18 protein-coding genes are annotated in these 18,147 nt (G+C 46.8%); all 18 read left to right on the top strand.

Going from position 1 to position 18,147, the window contains the following annotated elements; translation table 11 throughout:
• Positions 1–5: 5 nt before the first annotated feature.
• The 18 genes from DESPCE1_RS0116975 (at position 6) to DESPCE1_RS0116895 (ending at position 18,139) form a co-directional block, all read left to right on the top strand.
• Complete coding sequence (locus tag DESPCE1_RS0116975) at positions 6–764, top strand: histidinol-phosphatase HisJ family protein (RefSeq protein ID WP_014795228.1); 759 nt, start codon at positions 6–8, stop codon at positions 762–764.
• Between the two features lie 75 nt (positions 765–839).
• Entirely contained in the window at positions 840–1,511 is a 672-nt protein-coding gene (locus DESPCE1_RS0116970) for an HD-GYP domain-containing protein (protein ID WP_014795227.1), read from the top strand.
• Between the two features lie 78 nt (positions 1,512–1,589).
• Positions 1,590–2,315: a hypothetical protein gene (locus DESPCE1_RS0116965; RefSeq protein ID WP_019851111.1), complete on the top strand. Its 726-nt coding sequence runs from the start codon at positions 1,590–1,592 to the stop codon at positions 2,313–2,315.
• Between the two features lie 67 nt (positions 2,316–2,382).
• The gene (locus tag DESPCE1_RS0116960) at positions 2,383–2,757 is read left to right on the top strand and encodes a YlbF family regulator (protein WP_014795225.1); all 375 of its coding nucleotides are present in this window, start codon (positions 2,383–2,385) and stop codon (positions 2,755–2,757) included.
• A gap of 160 nt (positions 2,758–2,917) precedes the next feature.
• Entirely contained in the window at positions 2,918–3,802 is an 885-nt protein-coding gene (locus tag DESPCE1_RS0116955; protein WP_019851110.1) for a MoxR family ATPase, read from the top strand.
• A 13-nt stretch (positions 3,803–3,815) separates the two neighbouring features.
• Positions 3,816–5,150, top strand: coding sequence for a VWA domain-containing protein (locus DESPCE1_RS0116950; RefSeq protein ID WP_014795223.1), 1,335 nt, complete (start codon positions 3,816–3,818; stop codon positions 5,148–5,150).
• A gap of 74 nt (positions 5,151–5,224) precedes the next feature.
• Positions 5,225–5,380, top strand: a complete 156-nt coding sequence (locus DESPCE1_RS23420) for a hypothetical protein (RefSeq protein WP_005809802.1) — start codon at positions 5,225–5,227, stop codon at positions 5,378–5,380.
• A gap of 136 nt (positions 5,381–5,516) precedes the next feature.
• Complete coding sequence (locus tag DESPCE1_RS22750) at positions 5,517–5,687, top strand: DUF362 domain-containing protein (protein WP_005809805.1); 171 nt, start codon at positions 5,517–5,519, stop codon at positions 5,685–5,687.
• A gap of 292 nt (positions 5,688–5,979) precedes the next feature.
• A complete protein-coding gene (locus DESPCE1_RS0116940) occupies positions 5,980–6,414 on the top strand; it encodes a Fur family transcriptional regulator (protein WP_014795222.1) in 435 nt (144 codons plus the stop codon).
• A gap of 138 nt (positions 6,415–6,552) precedes the next feature.
• Entirely contained in the window at positions 6,553–8,676 is a 2,124-nt protein-coding gene (locus DESPCE1_RS0116935) for a beta-galactosidase (protein ID WP_028305613.1), read from the top strand.
• A gap of 416 nt (positions 8,677–9,092) precedes the next feature.
• Positions 9,093–9,290, top strand: a complete 198-nt coding sequence (locus DESPCE1_RS0116930; RefSeq protein ID WP_014795220.1) for a DUF1858 domain-containing protein — start codon at positions 9,093–9,095, stop codon at positions 9,288–9,290.
• 214 nt (positions 9,291–9,504) lie between these two features.
• Positions 9,505–10,794 carry a methyl-accepting chemotaxis protein gene (locus tag DESPCE1_RS0116925; protein ID WP_014795219.1) on the top strand — a complete coding sequence of 430 codons (1,290 nt, stop codon included), beginning with the start codon at positions 9,505–9,507 and terminating at the stop codon, positions 10,792–10,794.
• A gap of 13 nt (positions 10,795–10,807) precedes the next feature.
• Complete coding sequence (lpdA, locus tag DESPCE1_RS0116920; protein WP_019851108.1) at positions 10,808–12,193, top strand: dihydrolipoyl dehydrogenase; 1,386 nt, start codon at positions 10,808–10,810, stop codon at positions 12,191–12,193.
• Positions 12,194–12,441: 248 nt separating this feature from the next.
• Positions 12,442–13,854, top strand: coding sequence for an NCS2 family permease (locus DESPCE1_RS0116915; protein ID WP_014795217.1), 1,413 nt, complete (start codon positions 12,442–12,444; stop codon positions 13,852–13,854).
• Between the two features lie 293 nt (positions 13,855–14,147).
• A complete protein-coding gene (mraZ, locus tag DESPCE1_RS0116910; RefSeq protein ID WP_019851107.1) occupies positions 14,148–14,579 on the top strand; it encodes a division/cell wall cluster transcriptional repressor MraZ in 432 nt (143 codons plus the stop codon).
• Positions 14,580–14,596: 17 nt separating this feature from the next.
• Positions 14,597–15,529 carry a 16S rRNA (cytosine(1402)-N(4))-methyltransferase RsmH gene (rsmH, locus tag DESPCE1_RS0116905; RefSeq protein ID WP_019851106.1) on the top strand — a complete coding sequence of 311 codons (933 nt, stop codon included), beginning with the start codon at positions 14,597–14,599 and terminating at the stop codon, positions 15,527–15,529.
• Positions 15,530–15,557: 28 nt separating this feature from the next.
• Positions 15,558–16,037, top strand: a complete 480-nt coding sequence (locus DESPCE1_RS0116900; protein ID WP_014795214.1) for a septum formation initiator — start codon at positions 15,558–15,560, stop codon at positions 16,035–16,037.
• A gap of 53 nt (positions 16,038–16,090) precedes the next feature.
• Positions 16,091–18,139: a stage V sporulation protein D gene (locus DESPCE1_RS0116895; RefSeq protein WP_014795213.1), complete on the top strand. Its 2,049-nt coding sequence runs from the start codon at positions 16,091–16,093 to the stop codon at positions 18,137–18,139.
• Positions 18,140–18,147 lie beyond the last annotated feature (8 nt).

The following is an 18,147-nucleotide window of genomic DNA, read 5'->3' as shown; positions in this document are numbered from 1 at the left end:
AAGGGATGTTAGATATGCACGTACACCTTACCGGCCACGCAGACCGCTTGGCAACTGCCGGGAATATACGGGAGTTTCTGGACCAAGCCCGGAGGATGGGCCTGAAACAGATAGGCTTTGCAGACCATGACTATTATTATAAAGATCTGAATCTGCCACTGATACGGGAAGTGGCTGAAGAGTATCCTGATCTGAAGGTTGCCATCGGCTTGGAAGTGGATTATCGACCGTCGGATGAAGGCAAAATCAAAAACCTTCTGGAGCAATTTCCTTTTGATTTTGTCATTGGCTCTGTTCATGAGATGAATGGATGGGTTTTTGATTTTCCCGAGGAAGAAGCTGTCCATCATCAGAAAGATCCGGACAGGATGTATAAGGAATATTTTCATTGGGTAGAGATGGCGGCTGCCAGCGATCTCTTTACCACCATTGGTCATTTCGATCTCATAAAACTCTTTGGAGTCCGGCCCCAGACGGATATCCTTCGTTTAGCAGATGCTGCATTGGAGCAGATTCAAAAAAAGGGACTGGTCATCGAGCTTAATACGGCTGGACGTTATAAACCGGTAGGAGAATATTATCCTGAGGTAAAAATAATTCAAGAGATTAAGCGTCGGGGAATTCCCATGACACTGGGCTCAGATGCCCATGGAGCAGAATATGTAGGACGTGATTTGGAGAGAGCCGCTCAACTTCTGAAAAATCTGGGGATAAAAGATATAATCGGATTCAATCATGGACAAAAGGAATATTACCCGCTGTGAAAACCGATCGGCAGCAGTGGGCGAAATGGGGCAAGGAGCCTCCCCTGTTTCGGAATGGCAGAAAGGAAATCATGTATGTACAGTAATGAAATTCGACAGCTTCTCAATGATTTGGCGTGGGTCGATGATATAAGCTATTACCATAGCTTAAGGGTAGGCTATCTTATGAGCCGCTTTGGGGAGGTGGACATAGGAAAGCAGTTTGTAAAGCAGGCTTGGGTTACTCGAAATGAATTTGTAGCGGCAGGACTTTTGCATGATATCTCCAAAATCCGCTGGCCCAAAGAAATACTTCTTTCAGGTGAAAGCCTAAAAGACATCGAGCGGGAGATGCTGCTCAAGGTATGGGGCTATATGATCGAGCATCCTCTCGTCTCAGAAGAGATAGTTATGGACTATTATAAAAAGACCGGCAATCGCTTCTGGGAGAGAATTGCTAAAGGAGTGGTATCCCATCACGAGAACTATTCCGGAGGCGGCTATCCCTATCGCCTGAAAGGCACAGAGATACCGCTATTGGCACGGGGGCTGCGGGTTTTTGACCATTATGTCACGGATATTGAGGTCCGCCGGCATAAAAATAAATCTCAGGACCCCGGAGCAGTTATTAAAGAGATGCGGTCAGCGTTAGGAATACATTTTGATCCCTATTGGGGTGAAAAAATATTGGACTATTTGGAGACCATTTCCGTCCTTCCCGGTAATCTCGACGAATGGTTCGATGAGGAATTAAAGAAGAATTTTTAGCCACGGTGAATTCTCGGATAGAAATCCTGATCCTAAGCCAAACTATGGAAAACATATGATCAGGATAGGTGAGAGTGTATGCCGTGGATGGAATTGTCCTTAAATCCCTTGCGGGATTGGGATGAAGAAGGCCTGACCGATTGGGCTGAAGCCTTGGGGGCGTTTTTAACGGAGCGGGGAAAGGAAATAAAAACCTCCTTACAGCTGCTCCCTGGATATCAGATTCTTCGCATGGGGGAAGAAGAAGAGGCGGGGGAGCTTCTGATTAGTTCTTCGGAACGATTAATCGTCATGATGGGATTATCTGTCAAGAATTCTGCTGAGCGTGAATTCGCCGAGATGGTCACCCGATTTGCTCGACAAATGGGAGCTATGGCTTTGCGAGCTCCGATAAACTATGTTGCTGAAAAGGAGTTTTGGCGAGGGCTCGGTGCTTGGGATGTTCAGGAACCTATTCTTTTGCGGGAAGAGGTTCAAAGAGAAAGAGTAGGGGTAGAGCCCTTATATAAACAAAGTTTGCTAGTGACTTACAAAGATAAACCAGCACTATGTTTGGAGCCGATTTTTTGTACGGCTCGCCCCAATGGTCCTGTAAGTTTGGCAGCCCGAAGGCTGGAAAAGCTTTTTGGCGGGGGGCGTCCTATAGGATTTGCCAGCCGGGTATCGGCCTATTCACCCTGGGAATTCGAAAGAAGGAAATGGGATGATCTTCTGGCTTACAGCCGCCTTAAGGCCTATGAAGTGCTGGAGCAGCTCATTATCCAAAGCCTTCCCATGGAGTATCCTGCCCCTTTTAATGGCTAGGCGCAGGATTTTAAAAGGGGAATATTGAATATTAAGGTTAAAGAGGAACAGGAGAGGGGTTGGGAAGATGTCTATTTATGAGACAGCCCAGCAATTGGCTCTACAAATCAAAGAATCCGATGAGTATCGTGACTTTATAGTCGCAAAAGAGTCGATGAAAGCTGATGAAGGCCAATACAAAATGATTCGCGATTTCCAGATGAAGCAATTTGAAATCCAACAAGCACAGCTTTTTCAACTGGACATTTCACAGGGTAAGCAGCAGGAGCTTGAGCGCTTATATAGTTTATTAAGTCTTAATCCGGCGGCTCGGGAGTACTTAGAGGCGGAATTTCGTATATCACGGATGATCAATGATGTACAGAAAATCATCGGAGAAGCCATCATCGATGTCTTGCCCATAGGCTTTGATGACAATGATCAACCCCAAATATTGGCTTAAAAAAGAAGATTAATTGCGAATCATAAAAATCCGTAAATTCCTTTGGGGAGTTACGGATTTTTCACTAAGGCAAATTAAAAGTAAAAGTTTCACGATGAAGTTTCTGAATTTTCATAATGTTGGTTTCGTGCTATGATAGGAACATGGAGGAGGAGAACTCATGAAATTGGATATTTCGCTGGATCAATTTGAAGAGGAATTGACAAAACAAGGCTATATAACGGAGAAAGAGGACCGAATCGCTCTTACAGCCTATTTAGCCGCCCAACTGGAAAAACCAATTCTGGTCGCCGGGCCCCCTGGTGTGGGAAAAACGGAAATTGCAAAAGTGTTGAGTCAGGTGTTTTCGGCTCCTCTCATTCGTCTCCAATGCTATGAGGGGCTGGATGAGAACAAAGCTCTTTATGAATGGAATTACCAAAGACAGCTGCTCAGAATTCAGATGAAAGAGGAGAGCCTAAAGGAAGAGGATTTATTTGGGCTGGATTATCTCTTGCCCCGTCCCCTTTTGCAAGGGCTAATGAGCGATGAGCTTACCATTCTGCTTATTGATGAGATCGACAAGACCGATGCAGAATTTGAGGCGTTTTTACTGGAAGTCTTAGGTGAATTCCAGGTAACTATTCCCGAAATGGGAACGGTCAGAGCCCGAAAGCGTCCCTTTGTGATTCTAACTACCAATGGTGAACGGGAATTATCTGACGCTCTCAAACGGCGCTGTATTTTTCTCTATGTCAATCCTCCCACAGTGGAGAAGGAAGTTCGAATTCTTCGTGCCAAATATCCGGAGTTGCCGGATAAGTTGGCCTTTCAAGTGGCTAAGGCAGTCAGTATTCTTCGGGAAAAGCTGGCTTTGCAAAAAATTCCTTCCATTGCCGAGACCATGGATTGGGCTAAAGCCTTATTGGTCATGGGAAAAACTGACCTTGACCCTACCTGGGTGGATGCTACCCTGAATCTGCTTCTCAAAAGCAAGGAAGATCTGGAACTTTTCTATCGTGAGATGGGAGCAGAGCGGCTCCTTTGGGAGACGAAAGGAATGTAAGGAGGGGCCCTGAGTGCAACGAAGCGAACTGGATCGTCATCTGCTGGAGTTTATTGGTCTTCTTCGTGAAGGGGGCATCTCGGTCAATCTCACTGAGGTTCAGGATGCATTGCAAGGATTAACTCTCATCGGGATGGAAGATAAGTCCCGGGTGGAGGGGATTTTGCAGAGCACTTTAGTAAAGTCTGTGAATCAGCTTCCTTGGTTCCATGAGGTCTTCCGCGTGTTTTTTGCGCCACCTGAGGCTAAGTCGACCTGGCAAAAGGAAGCTCAAGAGAAGGTGGAGAGTTGGGAAAAAGGAGTGGCTCAGAGTCGGGAAGAATTGCGTTTCCAGGGGGAAGAGCTGAAGTTTTCCGATGAACAGCTGGCAACGTATATGAATCTTCCGGAAGAGGAAAAAGAGCGGCTGAAGCAGTTTCTTGAACGTTCGGAAGAGGGCACGAGAAATGGGATGCAGCTGGATCACTCTTTTCAACCCATGGTGGAAAAAATGCTCCACGGCTCCCTGGAATACTGGAAGCGCAAGCTGGGGGAAGATTTTCCGATGTCACCTCCGGGGCAGGAAGGATTATTGAGCGAAGCCCAGCGGGCCATGCGCCAAAAGGAGATGCATTACCTGACCAAGGACTTGAAGGATATACCCCCTGAGGAATGGCCAGAGGTCAGTAAACTAATTCGGCGCCTATCCCGCAGGCTTGCTTCCCAGGTCTCCCGCAGACTGGGACAGGGAAAACGAGGAAGCCTGGATATGCGGCGCACCGTTCGGGAAAACCTGCGTTACGGAGGAGTATTATTAAAGCAAAGTTATCGTAAACGGCGCAAAGGAAAGCCTAAATTTGTGCTGGTTTGTGATATGTCGGGATCCATGCTGAAATACACGGAGTTTATTTTGCAATTTGTCTATGGCTTAACCAGCTTAGTTTCTGGAATTGAGACCTATGTCTTTGCCAATCATTTAGTTAATATTACTTCCAAACTAAGAGGTGCCCAAACCTTTCAAGGGATGCTTAATACTTCAATGACGGACCTGGTGGGGGAATTTGGCGGGGGTACTAATTTTGCAGTGTCCCTGGAGGAACTTCACGAGCATTATGGGAGTTCCCTTAACCGCCGAACCGTTCTCTTTATCCTCAGTGATGCTCAGACTCTCGAGGGGGAGAAGGCTGCTTTAAATTTGAAGAAGACCCGCGGCAAGGTTAGGGAAATCATCTGGTTGAACACCTTACCTGAGAAACGGTGGAAAGATGTCAAAACCATAGAGCTTTTCCGACCCTATTGCCAAATGTTTGAATGTAATACTTTAGGTCATTTGCAGGATATCCTGAAGAAATCGCCGGGGTTTGTTTAAAGACTGGATTTGTGAGGCATACTATAGGTATAAACACATCGTTCATAAGCTCACAAACTAGGAGGTTAGTCAGGGTGTTAGAAAAATGTCGTTCCTGCGGATTTGAACATGAAGATTTGGACAGAGTACTTTTTCGGAGAAATCATGTCAGCAATCGGATGCTGCCCTATTGTGCCCAGTGCATGAGGAGACTGTATCAGGTTCCTTATCGGCCGGATCGGGATCTGTAAGATTCTGATTGTTTGGGATATTAGAAAAAGAATATGTTCTTCTTGTGCTGGACAAAATATTAAATTACATATTGCCTAACTTTCTTTCTTTATGTTATAGTGACAATTGAGAATGGGGAGAAAGGGGTTGTATACAATGGCATATGTAATTAATTCTGAGTGCATCAGCTGTGGAGCTTGTGAGGCAGAATGTCCGGTAGGTGCTATCAGTGCCGGAGATGATCTTTACGTCATTGATGCCGATACTTGCACTGATTGTGGTTCTTGTGCTGGAGTTTGCCCAACTGGCGCTCCAAATCCAGCTTAACTCATGTTCTAAAAAAGGGAGTCCCAAAAGACTCCCTTTTTAATTGGCTTTCTAAAGCCCAATGAAGACACGATCATGTATACACAGAAATAATCTTGGTTCAAGATACTCCCTTTATCCCTTTGCTAAGACAAAAAATCAAAACAGCATTCCATCCTGTTGTATGTACCAAACAACTTAATAGGACTAAAGTCCTATTTTAATCAAATATTTCGTTTTTTGTATTGACAGTCTCTATTTTTTTTACTAGACTGAAAGTAATAATCATTTTAAAATGCAAGGAGATGAGTTTATGACTGCCATCGAAATTCTTAAGCAGCTAAAGGACAAAGGGGTACGTTTTACGCCCCAGCGTCAAGCTATTTTAGAGTTTCTTTTGGGTACGGATACTCATCCGACAGCTGAGGAGATCTATCATCATGTCAAGGCGAAATTTCCCGGTGTAAGCTTGGGAACCATATATAATACCTTAAACATGCTGAAAGAACATGGGCATATCTTGGAGCTTTCCTACGGAGATATGTCAAGCCGTTTTGATGGGAATCCTAGCAATCACTATCATGTGGCGTGTACTGAGTGTGGGAAAATTGTCGATTTCCATCGCCCCCTGCTGGAGTTGGAGAGAGAAGTAGAATCCCATACAGGCTTCCAAGTCCATGGACACCGTCTGGAGTTCTATGGGGTATGTCCCGAATGTGCAGTACGCGACGTAAAAAAGATGAATTAAGAGAAGGTATTAATTAAAGTCTGGTCATTGATCGGGCTTTTTTTATTTTACAGATTTTTCTTAATAACGATTCTTTGAAGGAATTTAACAGATTGCCTAGAAATTAAAAACGAACAAAATGAAAGGTTCACACCGACTATGTTTAATAGACGTCTTTACTTATTGGTTTTGACTTTTGCTATAGCTCTGGGGCTATTGATTTGGAATTGGAATTCTACCCCCGGGGTTTTCCTGAAATCCTCCTCTTCCTTAGCTAGTGTCGGACGATGGGAAATGGACCTAGGGGGGCAGTGGAAGATGTATCCTTCCTTGCGTCAAGCCTGGATGACAGAGACGGAGCAGGAAGGGAAGGGGATCGACTCGCCCATCACGGGTGGGGGATATGGTTATCTTCCTTCAAGCAAGGAATTTGAGGTTGCGCTGAAAAACTTTAAAATTCCGGCTGAGTGGAATGCCCGAAGTCTTATACTCCAGATCAATGGGGTATATGGCCATTGTGATGTTTATCTTAACGGGATGGAAAGCAGCCAGCGAATTGGCAGTGTAGTCAGCGAGGGCGGGAGTGGGCGACTCCAAATTCCCATTACAGCGTTAAACTATGGCCAAGATAATCTGCTGCTGCTTGAGCTTACGGCACCTTCTTCTCAGAAAACCACTTTTTTGGGATCCGGCTATCCGGACAAAGGCAGGATTACAGGGGGTATTTCTTTACAGGCAGTCATGGAGACCAGTATTGAAAACCCCCGTACTCAAGTGACTTGGGAGGAGCATATTGCTCAGGTTCAAGTAGATTTTCAGCTGAGTCATCATGGGTTCTCCGAATATGGACCATGGACTGTTCAGGGTGTGATTTCAGATGGCTCTGCAGAGATTGCTCAAGCCATAACTCAAGTTCATTCCGATGAAAGCTCTGTACAGCCTGTGAGCCTTACCTTTCAGGTTCCTGATGGGCATCCCTGGACTCCGGAAGACCCTTATCTATACCAAGTGTATTTGACCGTTAGCAACACGAAAGGGGATCGTGACGATATTGCCTTTGCTTTAGGTCTTGCCTCCTTGGAGTATCGGGAAGGACTATTTCTTTTAAATGGGAAGGAGCTGCCCATCAAAGGGTTGGCCCTGTCTCCGGAAAAGGAATATGAACTGAGAAATCGCGGCGATGTTGCGGACTGGCTAAACGAATGTAAGACCCAAGGCTATAATCTCATCTATTTTCTCGGACATCGTCCGGATGAGTATTGGCTGCAGGAGGCAGATCGGGCAGGGATAGGACTGTGGGTAGAGTTGCCCGGCAGTGCCATGGTCCCAGCTCAGCGCCTTCCCGAGCCTAAGGTGTGGGAGGAATGGACAAAAGTATCCAGCCTTCACCCATCAGTGTGGGCTTATACTTCCGGAATTGGCTTGGAATATAATTCCCAGTCCTTGGTAAGGGCCTATGAGGAGGAAGTGCGGTCCATAACTGCTCCAATACCCGCATTCAATTTGAATTTGACAGATGGAGACTCGATTGTTGGACCTTGGGGAGAAATCGAGCAACCCAAGGAGGTCCAAGAGCTTCGAGAGGGATTATGGCCGGAAGAAAAGTGGGTCAGTATTATTTGGGCTGTCCTTTTGGTCATCGTAGCATGGTCAAATTTGGCAGCGGTGAATTGGCGTTACAAAGAGCTCCATAATAAAAAGCCCAAACGAGCCTTGCGTAAGGCATGGTTCTGGCAAGGCTTTGCTATGGTGACCCGGCAAATGACCCTGGCCGGTATACTGACAGCCCTTCTTTTTAACACTAAGGCGCCCTGGGCTCAATGGATTCCCAATCAATGGCCTTTATGGGAAGGAATAAAGCTTCAATCCCCTTGGTTGATCTGGTTGATTATGGGCAGTTTGTTTACTTTATTGCGTTTGCTTCAAGTGGGCGTGGTGGCACCACACATGCCTGGAACCCCTGATACAAAAGGTCTGGCAGCATGGCTGGAAAGAAGATACTTCTGGAATTGGACGGTTGGTGTGTTGTGGGCATTGCAATCCTGGGGGATACCCCGCGCCGTACCTATCTTAGTCTATATGGGTTTTAATCTTCTTTTCCTCCCTCTAAAAGTCCGGGATGTACATCGTATTGGCGGTGGCTATGCCGCTTTTCTATGGGTACCGGGTATCATTTTCTTGATATTTGGTGTGGTAGCGGCTTTCCGCTGGGAAGATATCTTTTATGCTATACAAATAGTCCAGCAATCCCATTGGCTGAAGCTGATCTTGTTTGGCAGCTGAAAGGGGGCCGAAAGCTGATTCTCCAGGATTTTGCTTTCGGCGTTCACTCCATAAGCTGCGCGGAGCAATCTAATCGCTCAAGACCTCCGCTCTGTCGGGTGCCCACCCAAATCGCTCCTCGAAAGCACTGCTTTCGCACTTGTTCTCAATGGGCGGTTGGAAACGTCCTGTTTCCAACCCGACTCCGCTGCAGTCTTTCGCGAAGATTGCTTACCTGCTCGCTTAGAATTCGTTCTCTGCCTTAAAGCAAAATCCTTGGGCTGCCTTTCGGGTCTGAGTGGCATGACCGGCTGCTCCGCAAGATGGGTTTCCACAGACACCACAGACATAAAAAGTTGAACAAGTCAGCAAAATAAGTTATAATAAATCCGACCATTTTAGTGAGAATTGTAAGAGGGAGCTAGGAGGTTTTGGCATTGATCACTAAGGACATGACAGTGGGTCAGGTTTTACGCAGCTATCCCCAGACTGTACAGACCTTTCTGGAATTAGGCATGCATTGTTTAGGATGCCCTTCATCCACGATGGAAAGTATTGAAGGAGCGGCGCTCACCCATGGAAAGAAACCGGATGAATTGGTAGAGAGGTTAAACCAAGCGATTGCATCAAATTAATATAGATTAGTCTAGATGGAATAGGAGAGCCTATTTTGTGTTGTACAGAATAGGTTCTTTTTGTAGGAAAGACTGAGGGAAGTTTGGGATAGCAACTAAAAATATTCAGAAATTTTAGTCTATTGGAGGAAAAATAAAATTCAACGAGAATCATTTAGACAAAAGAATAAGAAAAGTCTGGGATAAAATCACAGACCTAGGGGGGGTATCTCAAATGAGCCTTGCGATGAATGGCTCCAAGGATTTGAAACAGGTTAGTCTTTTTAAGTACATCGGGCAGACCTTGAAGGTTGTGATTCCTTCGGTCGTCTTGATTGCAGCTGTGATTCAATTTATTCTAAAATTACCTCAGTTTGAAATGTTAGTGGTTTCTGGGGGGTATCTGATAGCAGGTCTGGGAATTGCTGTGGCGGCCTCTTTTCGGAATTATAATCGTTTTTTAAAGCCTATTCAGCAGATGGAAATTGGGATATTGCATGTGGCAGAAGGTGAACTCAATACCCAGATTCAGGTTACCAGTGTGGACATGGCAGCAGTGGCCAATGCCTTTAATACCATGACCAGGAACTTCCGGGAGATTATTCACAAGATCAGAACCATGGCCAATGAATGGGTTGAAGCTATCGATGAACTTTCCGCAAACTCAGAGGAGATAGCGGCTAAGAATGAAGAAGTCAACCTACATATAGCGGGAATGTCCAATGGAATGGCTCAGCAAACCATGATTGTCTCCCAGGCCATGGATTCCTTCAGGGGTCTGAGGAATACCATTCAGATTATTGCAGAGCGGGCCAATTCTGTGTCCCAGGAAGCGGGCATCTCCCAGGGAAATGCCGAAAAAGGCTTAGAAGGTCTATCAGGGATTGTTAAGGCTATGCAAGATACCAATACCACGGTGGATGAAGCTTCCGGGAGTATTAAAAAATTGGATGAACAATCCCAGCAAATCGTGTCTATTACAGCGACTATCGCCTCCATCGCGCGCCAGACGAATCTTTTGGCACTCAATGCCGCCATCGAAGCAGCCAGGGCCGGTGAGCATGGCCGGGGTTTTGCTGTTGTGGCGGATGAGATTCGTAAGTTAGCGGAAGGGGTATCGGTCTCTACCGATGAGGTAGCCGAGATCACCAATGGTATCCAGGAAACCATTACGGCCACGGTGGATGCGATGAATTTAGCCGACTCGAAAGTGGAAAACTCATTACAACTGACCTTAGAAGCCCGGCAGGCATTAGAAATTATTGTGAAGTCCACCAAACAGGTGTCCAGTGATATTTCAGAAATTGCCGTTTCCGGTGAGCAAATCTTAAGCTATATGGAGGGGGTTTCCAGTCAATCCCAGCAAGTGGAACATATTGCGGCAGAGGCTGAAGCATCCACCAAGGAGATCGAACAGGCTTCCGCAGAGGTTGCCGCTAGTATGCAAAATATTGCCGGGGCTGCCCAAAGTTTGGTAAGTATGGCTATGGAACTCAGGGAACAGGTCGTCCGTTTTAAGGTATAGGGAGGAAGAATAAATGCAACACTATCAGGTTGGCATCTTAGGCGGAGGCCCCGGGGGTTATGTCTGTGCCTTACGCGCTGCCCAGCTTGGCTTATCCGTCGTTTTAGTTGAAGGAGAACGTCTTGGGGGAACCTGTTTGAACAAAGGGTGCATCCCCACCAAGACCCTAGTTAAAAGTGCGGAACTCTGGCGGGAAATAAAACATGCTGAAGAATTTGGTATTAATCTTGGGGATAGAGGAATCCATTACCCCCAAATTGCGGCAAGAAAGAATCAAGTGGTCAATACCTTAGTAAGCGGGATAGAGCAGCTGATGAAGGCCAAAAAAATCACAGTACTTAAGGGCTGGGGAGAAGTAAGAGAAGCCCATCGAATTGAGGTCACTACCGAAACGGAAAAGATTGAACTTCATGTGGAGAATTTGGTTTTGGCCACGGGATCTCTTCCAGCAAGGATTCCCGTACCGGGGGTGGACCTTCCCGGGGTGGTAACCAGCGAAGAAATTCTCGAACAGGAAAATCTACCGGATAGCCTGGTCATCATTGGTGGTGGTGTCATCGGTTTGGAATTTGCGTCCATTTACCATGAATTTGGAGTTAAGGTTAGTGTGGTAGAAATGCTTCCTTCCCTTCTTCCGAATATTGATGAAGAAATACCCAAACGCTTAACCCCCTTACTAAAAAGAAGTGGGCTGGAGATTCTGACCAAAGCTTCTGTAAGAGAGATCAATTCTAAAGAAGACGGTCTGGTGGTTACGGTAGAAGATGGAAAAGGATTGAAGGAACTCCCGGCCCAGCAGGTGCTCTTGGCCACCGGCAGAAGGCCAAATCTGCGCGGCATCCATACGGATGCCTTAGGACTTGAACTGGACCGGGGAGCCATTAAAGTTAACTCCCAGATGCAAACCTCAGTTCCCAAGGTGTATGCGCTTGGAGATGTGGTGGGGGGAGCAATGCTTGCCCATGTTGCCTCCATGCAGGGTATGGTAGCAGCTGAGCATATTGCGGGGCATCAGGCCAGTATGGAAGGGCGTACAATACCCAGTGCCATCTTCACCTATCCGGAGATTGCCACCGTAGGTGAGACGGAACAAGCCTTAAAGGCCTCAGGAAAACCCTATAAGGTCAGTAAATTTCCTTTCAGCGCCAATGGCAAGGCCTTAGCTCTTGGGGAAATAATGGGGCTAGTGAAGCTGTTGGCTGATGAAGATGGAATCGTGTTAGGTGCCAGCATTATGGGGCCTCAGGCCAGCAGCCTGATTCAGGAATGCGTTCTGGCAGTGGAGAAAAAAATAAAGGCCGAAGACTTGGCTAAGATCATCCACGCTCATCCCACCTTACCGGAGGCAATTATGGAGGCCGCTCATGGGATCGTGGAAAAGCCTCTTCACTTAGCCTAAGAAAGCACATATACAAAAAGTATCGGATCAAAATACGGATTGAGGAGTATAGGATGTGGGCATAGCCCCCTGACTATACTCTTTTAATTTTTCTAAGTAATAGGGATCGAGAAATATCCGAACGAAAGAAAAAAACTGTGGACTAATGTTCGGGGTTGAAGTATAATACATTCATCAAATTAAATGCTGTTGGAAGTCTTTTCTTGACGAAAAATGGCAAAGATAACACTAAAACAGGAGGAATCAGAGTGGAAAATTTCTTCAAACTTAAGGAAAGCGGCTCCAATGTCCGTACGGAGATCGTTGCCGGAATCACTACATTTTTCGCAATGGCCTACATCATCATGGTCAATCCGGCTATGCTCTCTCAAGCGGGTATGCCTTGGGGCGCAGTATTCCTGGCTACAATTGTTGCATCCGTCATCGGTACTTTAGTCATGGGCTTATTCGCTAATGTCCCTTACGCTCAAGCACCTGGTATGGGTCTTAACGCTTTCTTTGTTTTTACTGTGGTTTTTGGTATTGGTTTTACTTGGCAAGAAGCACTGGCTATGGTTTTCTTATGCGGTCTTATTAATATTTTAATTACAGTGACAAGCATTCGGAAAAAAATTATTACTTCCATTCCTTTAAGTCTGCAAAACGCTATCGGCGGCGGTATTGGTATTTTTATTGCTTATATTGGAATCAAGAACGCCGGCTTGCTTTCTTTTACCTCCGACCCTGGAAACTATATTCAATTGGGTGAAGGCGGAACTGTGATCGCGAACTCCAGTGCCGTTCCGGCTCTTGTTACTTTAAATTCTCCTTCCGTACTTCTGGCTCTCTTAGGACTTGTTCTTACGGTTATCTTGCTTGTTCGCAATGTTAAGGGCGCTATTTTGATTGGTATTATTGCTACCACTTTGGTAGGTATTCCTTTAGGCATTACTCATATGGGATCCTCCATGAGCTTCAGCGATGCCCTTGCTGAATTGCCTCAAACCTTTATGGCAGCCTTTGGAAATCCGGGATTAGTTTCCCTCTTCAGCGATCCCGCTAAGATTCCTCTCGTTTTGGTCACTATTTTTGCCTTCAGTTTATCCGATGTTTTTGATACGATTGGAACCTTTATTGGAACCGGCCGCAGTTCAGGGATTTTCTCTGAAGCTGATCTGAAAGCCATGGAAACCAGCAAAGGCTTCAGCTCCAAAATGGACAAGGCCCTCTTTGCCGACGCTATCGCTACCTCGGTAGGTTCCCTCTTCGGGACATCCAATACAACCACTTATGTGGAGAGCGCAGCCGGTATCGGCGCCGGCGGACGGACCGGATTGACCAGCATTGTGGTGGCTGTTCTCTTTGCAGCAAGTGCTTTCCTGGCACCGGTGGTCAGCGCGGTTCCCAGTGTGGCCACGGCACCCGCTTTGATCATCGTTGGTATCATGATGCTTTCTTCCTTTAAGGAGATTAAATGGGGAGATCTAAGCGAAGCCATTCCTGTTTTCTTTGCCGGTATCTTCATGGCTTTTTGTTACAGCATCTCCTATGGTATTGCGGCAGGCTTTATTTTCTATTGCATCGTCAAGGTGTTCAAAGGGGAAGCCAAAAAGATCAGTCCGGTATTGTGGATCGCCACTTTGCTCTTTGTCCTTAACTTTGTGCTTTTAGCGAGAATTTAATTACCGGAATTTAATTATTGTGAAAAGAGGGGATAGGTACCGTTATTCAAATAAGTTAATTTGAATAATAGGACTTGTCCCCCCTTTTCGTTTTCTCTGCTCTTATGCAAATTTCCAAACGTTTGGAAATTTGCATAAGAGCTTTTCTCGTTTTCAATAGGACTTTCTTCCCTATTTTCGATTTTCTCAAAAAAAGCTCTTGCAGTAAGAAGGAAAATCCTTATAAATGGAGAATAAGTGGGGTAAAGTGGGTTGAAGTGGGGCGAAGTGACGCGCTTGTGGGGTGACAAAGTATGTTCATGGGGGAATACCTCCATACGATCGATGGAAAAGGCCGGCTGATTGTACCGGCAAAATTCCGGGAAGCCTTAGGGGAGCGATTTATCGCCACCAAAGGCTTAGATCACTGTCTCTTTGTCTACCCATTAGACGAATGGAAAATTCTCGAAGAGAAATTACGGGCCTTACCTTTTACTCAACCTGATGCACGAGCTTTTGTCCGTTTCTTTTTTTCCGGGGCTACTGAATGTGAGTTGGATAAGCAAGGGAGAATTCTTTTGCCGGCTAACTTACGGGAATATGCTCAACTTGATAAGGATGCGGTGTTGGTGGGAGTCTCCTCTCGTGTGGAGATTTGGAGTCAAGCCCTTTGGGCAGACTATTCCCGTCAGGCTGAAGATGCTTATGCCAGTGCTGCAGAATCTTTGGTGAACCTGGGAATATAGAGAAGGGGTCGAATAGTTTGGAATTTCATCATGTCACAGTTTTGCTCAAGGAAACGGTGGACGGGGTTGTCAAGGATCCTTCGGGAACCTATGTGGACTGCACCTTAGGGGGAGCAGGGCATAGTGCTTTCTTATTAGGGATGCTGAGTGAAAAGGGAAAGCTGGTGGGATTCGATCAGGATCCCTTAGCTATAAAAAACGCTCAGGATGAATTTAAGGGAGACCCTCGGGTTCACCTTGTTAATCGCAATTTCGAGAGTTTGGAGGAATCTCTTAAGTCCCTGGAACTTCTTCCTGTTCAAGGCATTCTTTTTGATCTGGGAGTATCTTCCCCCCAACTGGATGAGGCTGAACGTGGGTTCAGCTATATGCAGGATGCGGAATTGGATATGCGGATGAATCCTCAGAATCCACTGTCTGCGAAGGTTCTGGTCAATGAAGGGAAGGCTGAAGAACTGGCTGAGATTCTCTGGAAATACGGAGAGGAAAAATGGTCCAAACGCATTGTTGAATTTATTGTGGAGGCCCGTAAACAGAAACCTATCGAAACCACGGGCGAATTAGTGGAACTTATCAAAAAGGCGATTCCGGCAGGGGCACGCCGAGAGGGGCCTCATCCCGCTAAGAGAACCTTTCAGGCCCTGCGCATAGCCGTCAACGATGAGCTGGGAGTCTTGGAGAGAGCTCTGGACCAAGTGATACGCTGTCTGGCTCCTGGGGGAAGGGTAGGAGTCATAACCTTCCACTCTTTGGAGGACCGGATCGTCAAAGAAAAGATGAATTCCTGGTTAGGCCGCTGCACTTGCCCACCGGTCTTCCCGGTTTGCCAATGCGGCGCTAAGGCGATGGCTCGTTTAGTCCATCGCAAACCGATTCTGCCCAGTCCCCAAGAGGTTGATGCCAATCCTCGGGCACGCAGTGCCAAGCTAAGGATTGCGGAAAAACTTTGATTCTAAAGAGAATGGAGGAGGAATACCTTTGGTATTAGCGCAGGAAAAAATTGAATGGGAGCAGCCCATAGAGAAACAACCCCGCAAAGCAAAAAAGCCTGTCCATAGGAAAAAGCCTCGTTCTCATTGGAAAAGTGTACTTATCCTGAGTTTAGTGGTTGCCGCATCGACAGTCTTTGCCGCGGAAACCATTAATCTGACGGTGGTCAAAGGAGCGCAAATCCGGGCGACCCAGAAGGAGATTGCCGACCTGAAGGCAAACAATGATCTTCTGCAAGCCCAAGTGGATAAATTGCGATCGGTAAGCCGGATTGAAAGTGCTGCACTTGCCATGGGCATGGAAAAACCTGCGGGAACGGTCTATGTGGCTGGAACCTTGCCTGTCGCCAAGATTGAAATGGGCGTCCAGTCAACACCGGCCAAAGAGGAAGAGGTCGTTAAGGAACCTTCCGCATTGGAACAGATTTCGCAGAAATTTACAAGCTTTTTTGCTTCCACACAACGATAAATAATAAAAGGCGGTAGAGTTCGCGGTGACGCCCTAGAATAGGGGGTGGGACGATGAGTCCTTATGTTGTCATGCGCAAACGTATCGCCTTTCTTTTTTTCTGTGTCAGTGCCTTTTTGGTAGTGCTGATCGTACGACTGGCTTTTGTACAGCTGGCTCAGGGTGCAATTTTAAGTGATAAGGCTGATGAAAGCCATTATCGGGGAGTCCCTGTAGCGGCCAAGCGGGGAAATGTTGAAGATCGCAATGGAGAGGTCCTGGCCATGAGTGTCAGTACTGAGACCGTGTATGCTGTTCCTGCCCAAGTCCGCTCTTCAGGAAGAGGGGAAGAGATCGCTCGTGCTTTATCCGGTCTATTGGAAATGGAGCCAGAACAGGTGCTGGAAAGGATAACCAAGCGTTCTGCTTTGGAGTATGTTAAGAAGAGAGTTACGGCGGAGGTGGCGGCTCAAGTTCGGGCCTTAGAACTGCCTGGGATTGGAATTACTGAGGATAGTGTGCGTTATTACCCCAATGGCACTTTAGCTGCCCATATTATTGGGTTTGCGGGGATTGACAACCAGGGGTTAGAAGGAATAGAGTTGACTAGGGATTCTGAGTTGAACGGAGTCCCGGGTGCAGTGTTGACAGAGTTTGCTGCCAATGGTATTCCCTTGCCCTTTGCTAATCAGATGTATGTTTCCCCTAAGAATGGAAATACGGTACGCCTGACAATCGATAAAAATATTCAGGCCTTTGCGGAGCGTGAACTCCAGAAGCTGATGTCCGGCCAAGGGGATAATATGAATGGCCAAGTCCCCAAGAGCGCCTCCATCCTGGTTATGGATCCCAATACCGGGCAAGTCCTGGCACTTGCCTCCGCGCCTACCTATGATCCTAATTATTACAATAACTATGACCAGAGTACTCGGCGCAATATTGCTATTCAAAATGGCTATGAACCAGGGTCTACTTTTAAGATCATCACTTTGGCAGCTGCCCTTGAGGAAAAAAAGATCCATCCCCAGGAAGGGTTTTTCGATCCGGGAGGAGTGACCATCCTGGGTAAGACCGTTCATTGCTGGAAGCGTGGAGGTCATGGCAGCCAGACCTTCACTCAGGTGGTTGAAAATTCCTGCAACCCAGGGTTTGTCGCCATGGGTCAGCGTTTAGGTATGGATAAATTCTATGAATATCTGTATAACTTCGGCTTTGGAAAGAAAACGGGAATCGAAATGTCCGGTGAGGCGGTGGGCATTTTAGCCGGTAAAAAGAGAGCCACTGCTTTGGATCTTGCCACTATGTCCATTGGGCAAACCAATAATGTAACGGCCATTCAGCTGCTTACAGCGGTTTCCGCAGTGGCTAATGGCGGGACGCTAATGAAGCCTCAACTGGTTAAAGAGATCGTCGGGCCTACCGGGAAAGTGGTGGAGTCCTTTGAACCTCAGGAAGTACGACGTGTTATTAGTGAGAATACCTCGAAAACTGCCCGGCAGATGCTGGAGTCCGTGGTCACCAACGGCACAGGGTATCGGGCCTTTTTGCCCGGATATCGGGTAGCAGGTAAGACCGGAACCGCCCAAAAAGTCGCCAATGGAGCGTACATACAAGGGGAGTATATTGCTTCCTTTATGGCCTTTGCCCCGGCTGATAATCCCAAGCTGGCCATCCTGTGCGTCATCGATGGTGTCCCCTTTTACGGGGGATCTGTTGCGGCTCCGCCGGTAAGAGGAGTGCTGCAGGATTCTTTAAAATATTTAGGGGTGGAAATGGATCTGAAAGCCCCCTTGACTCTGGGTAAACCCCGCTTGGATATGCAGATACCACCCGTAAAAAAAGCGGTAACGGTTCCTTCTGTTCTTGGGCTGCCCCTTGCCGAGGCCGAGAAATCCCTGAGGCAAGCCGGCTTTACCGTCCTAACGGAAGGCAGTGGGCAGGTTGTTCTGGATCAAATTCCTCATGGGGATTCTAAAGTGGAAGAAGGCTCTTCTGTGCTGCTTTATCTTGGCTCAGAGGCGGGAGCTCCTACTTCAGGAAACTGGTGGGCTGTGGAAGAAGAAGTGGATATTGACATAGAAGCCATGCTGCAAATGCCCTGGCGGCAGCCCTTGATCGAATGATTGCAATA

This window comes from Desulfitobacterium sp. PCE1 (genome assembly GCF_000384015.1).
GTDB classification, from domain to species: domain Bacteria; phylum Bacillota; class Desulfitobacteriia; order Desulfitobacteriales; family Desulfitobacteriaceae; genus Desulfitobacterium; species Desulfitobacterium dehalogenans.
The sequence above is the reverse complement of the archived record's forward strand: the minus strand, read 5'-3'. Positions and strand labels throughout refer to the sequence as shown.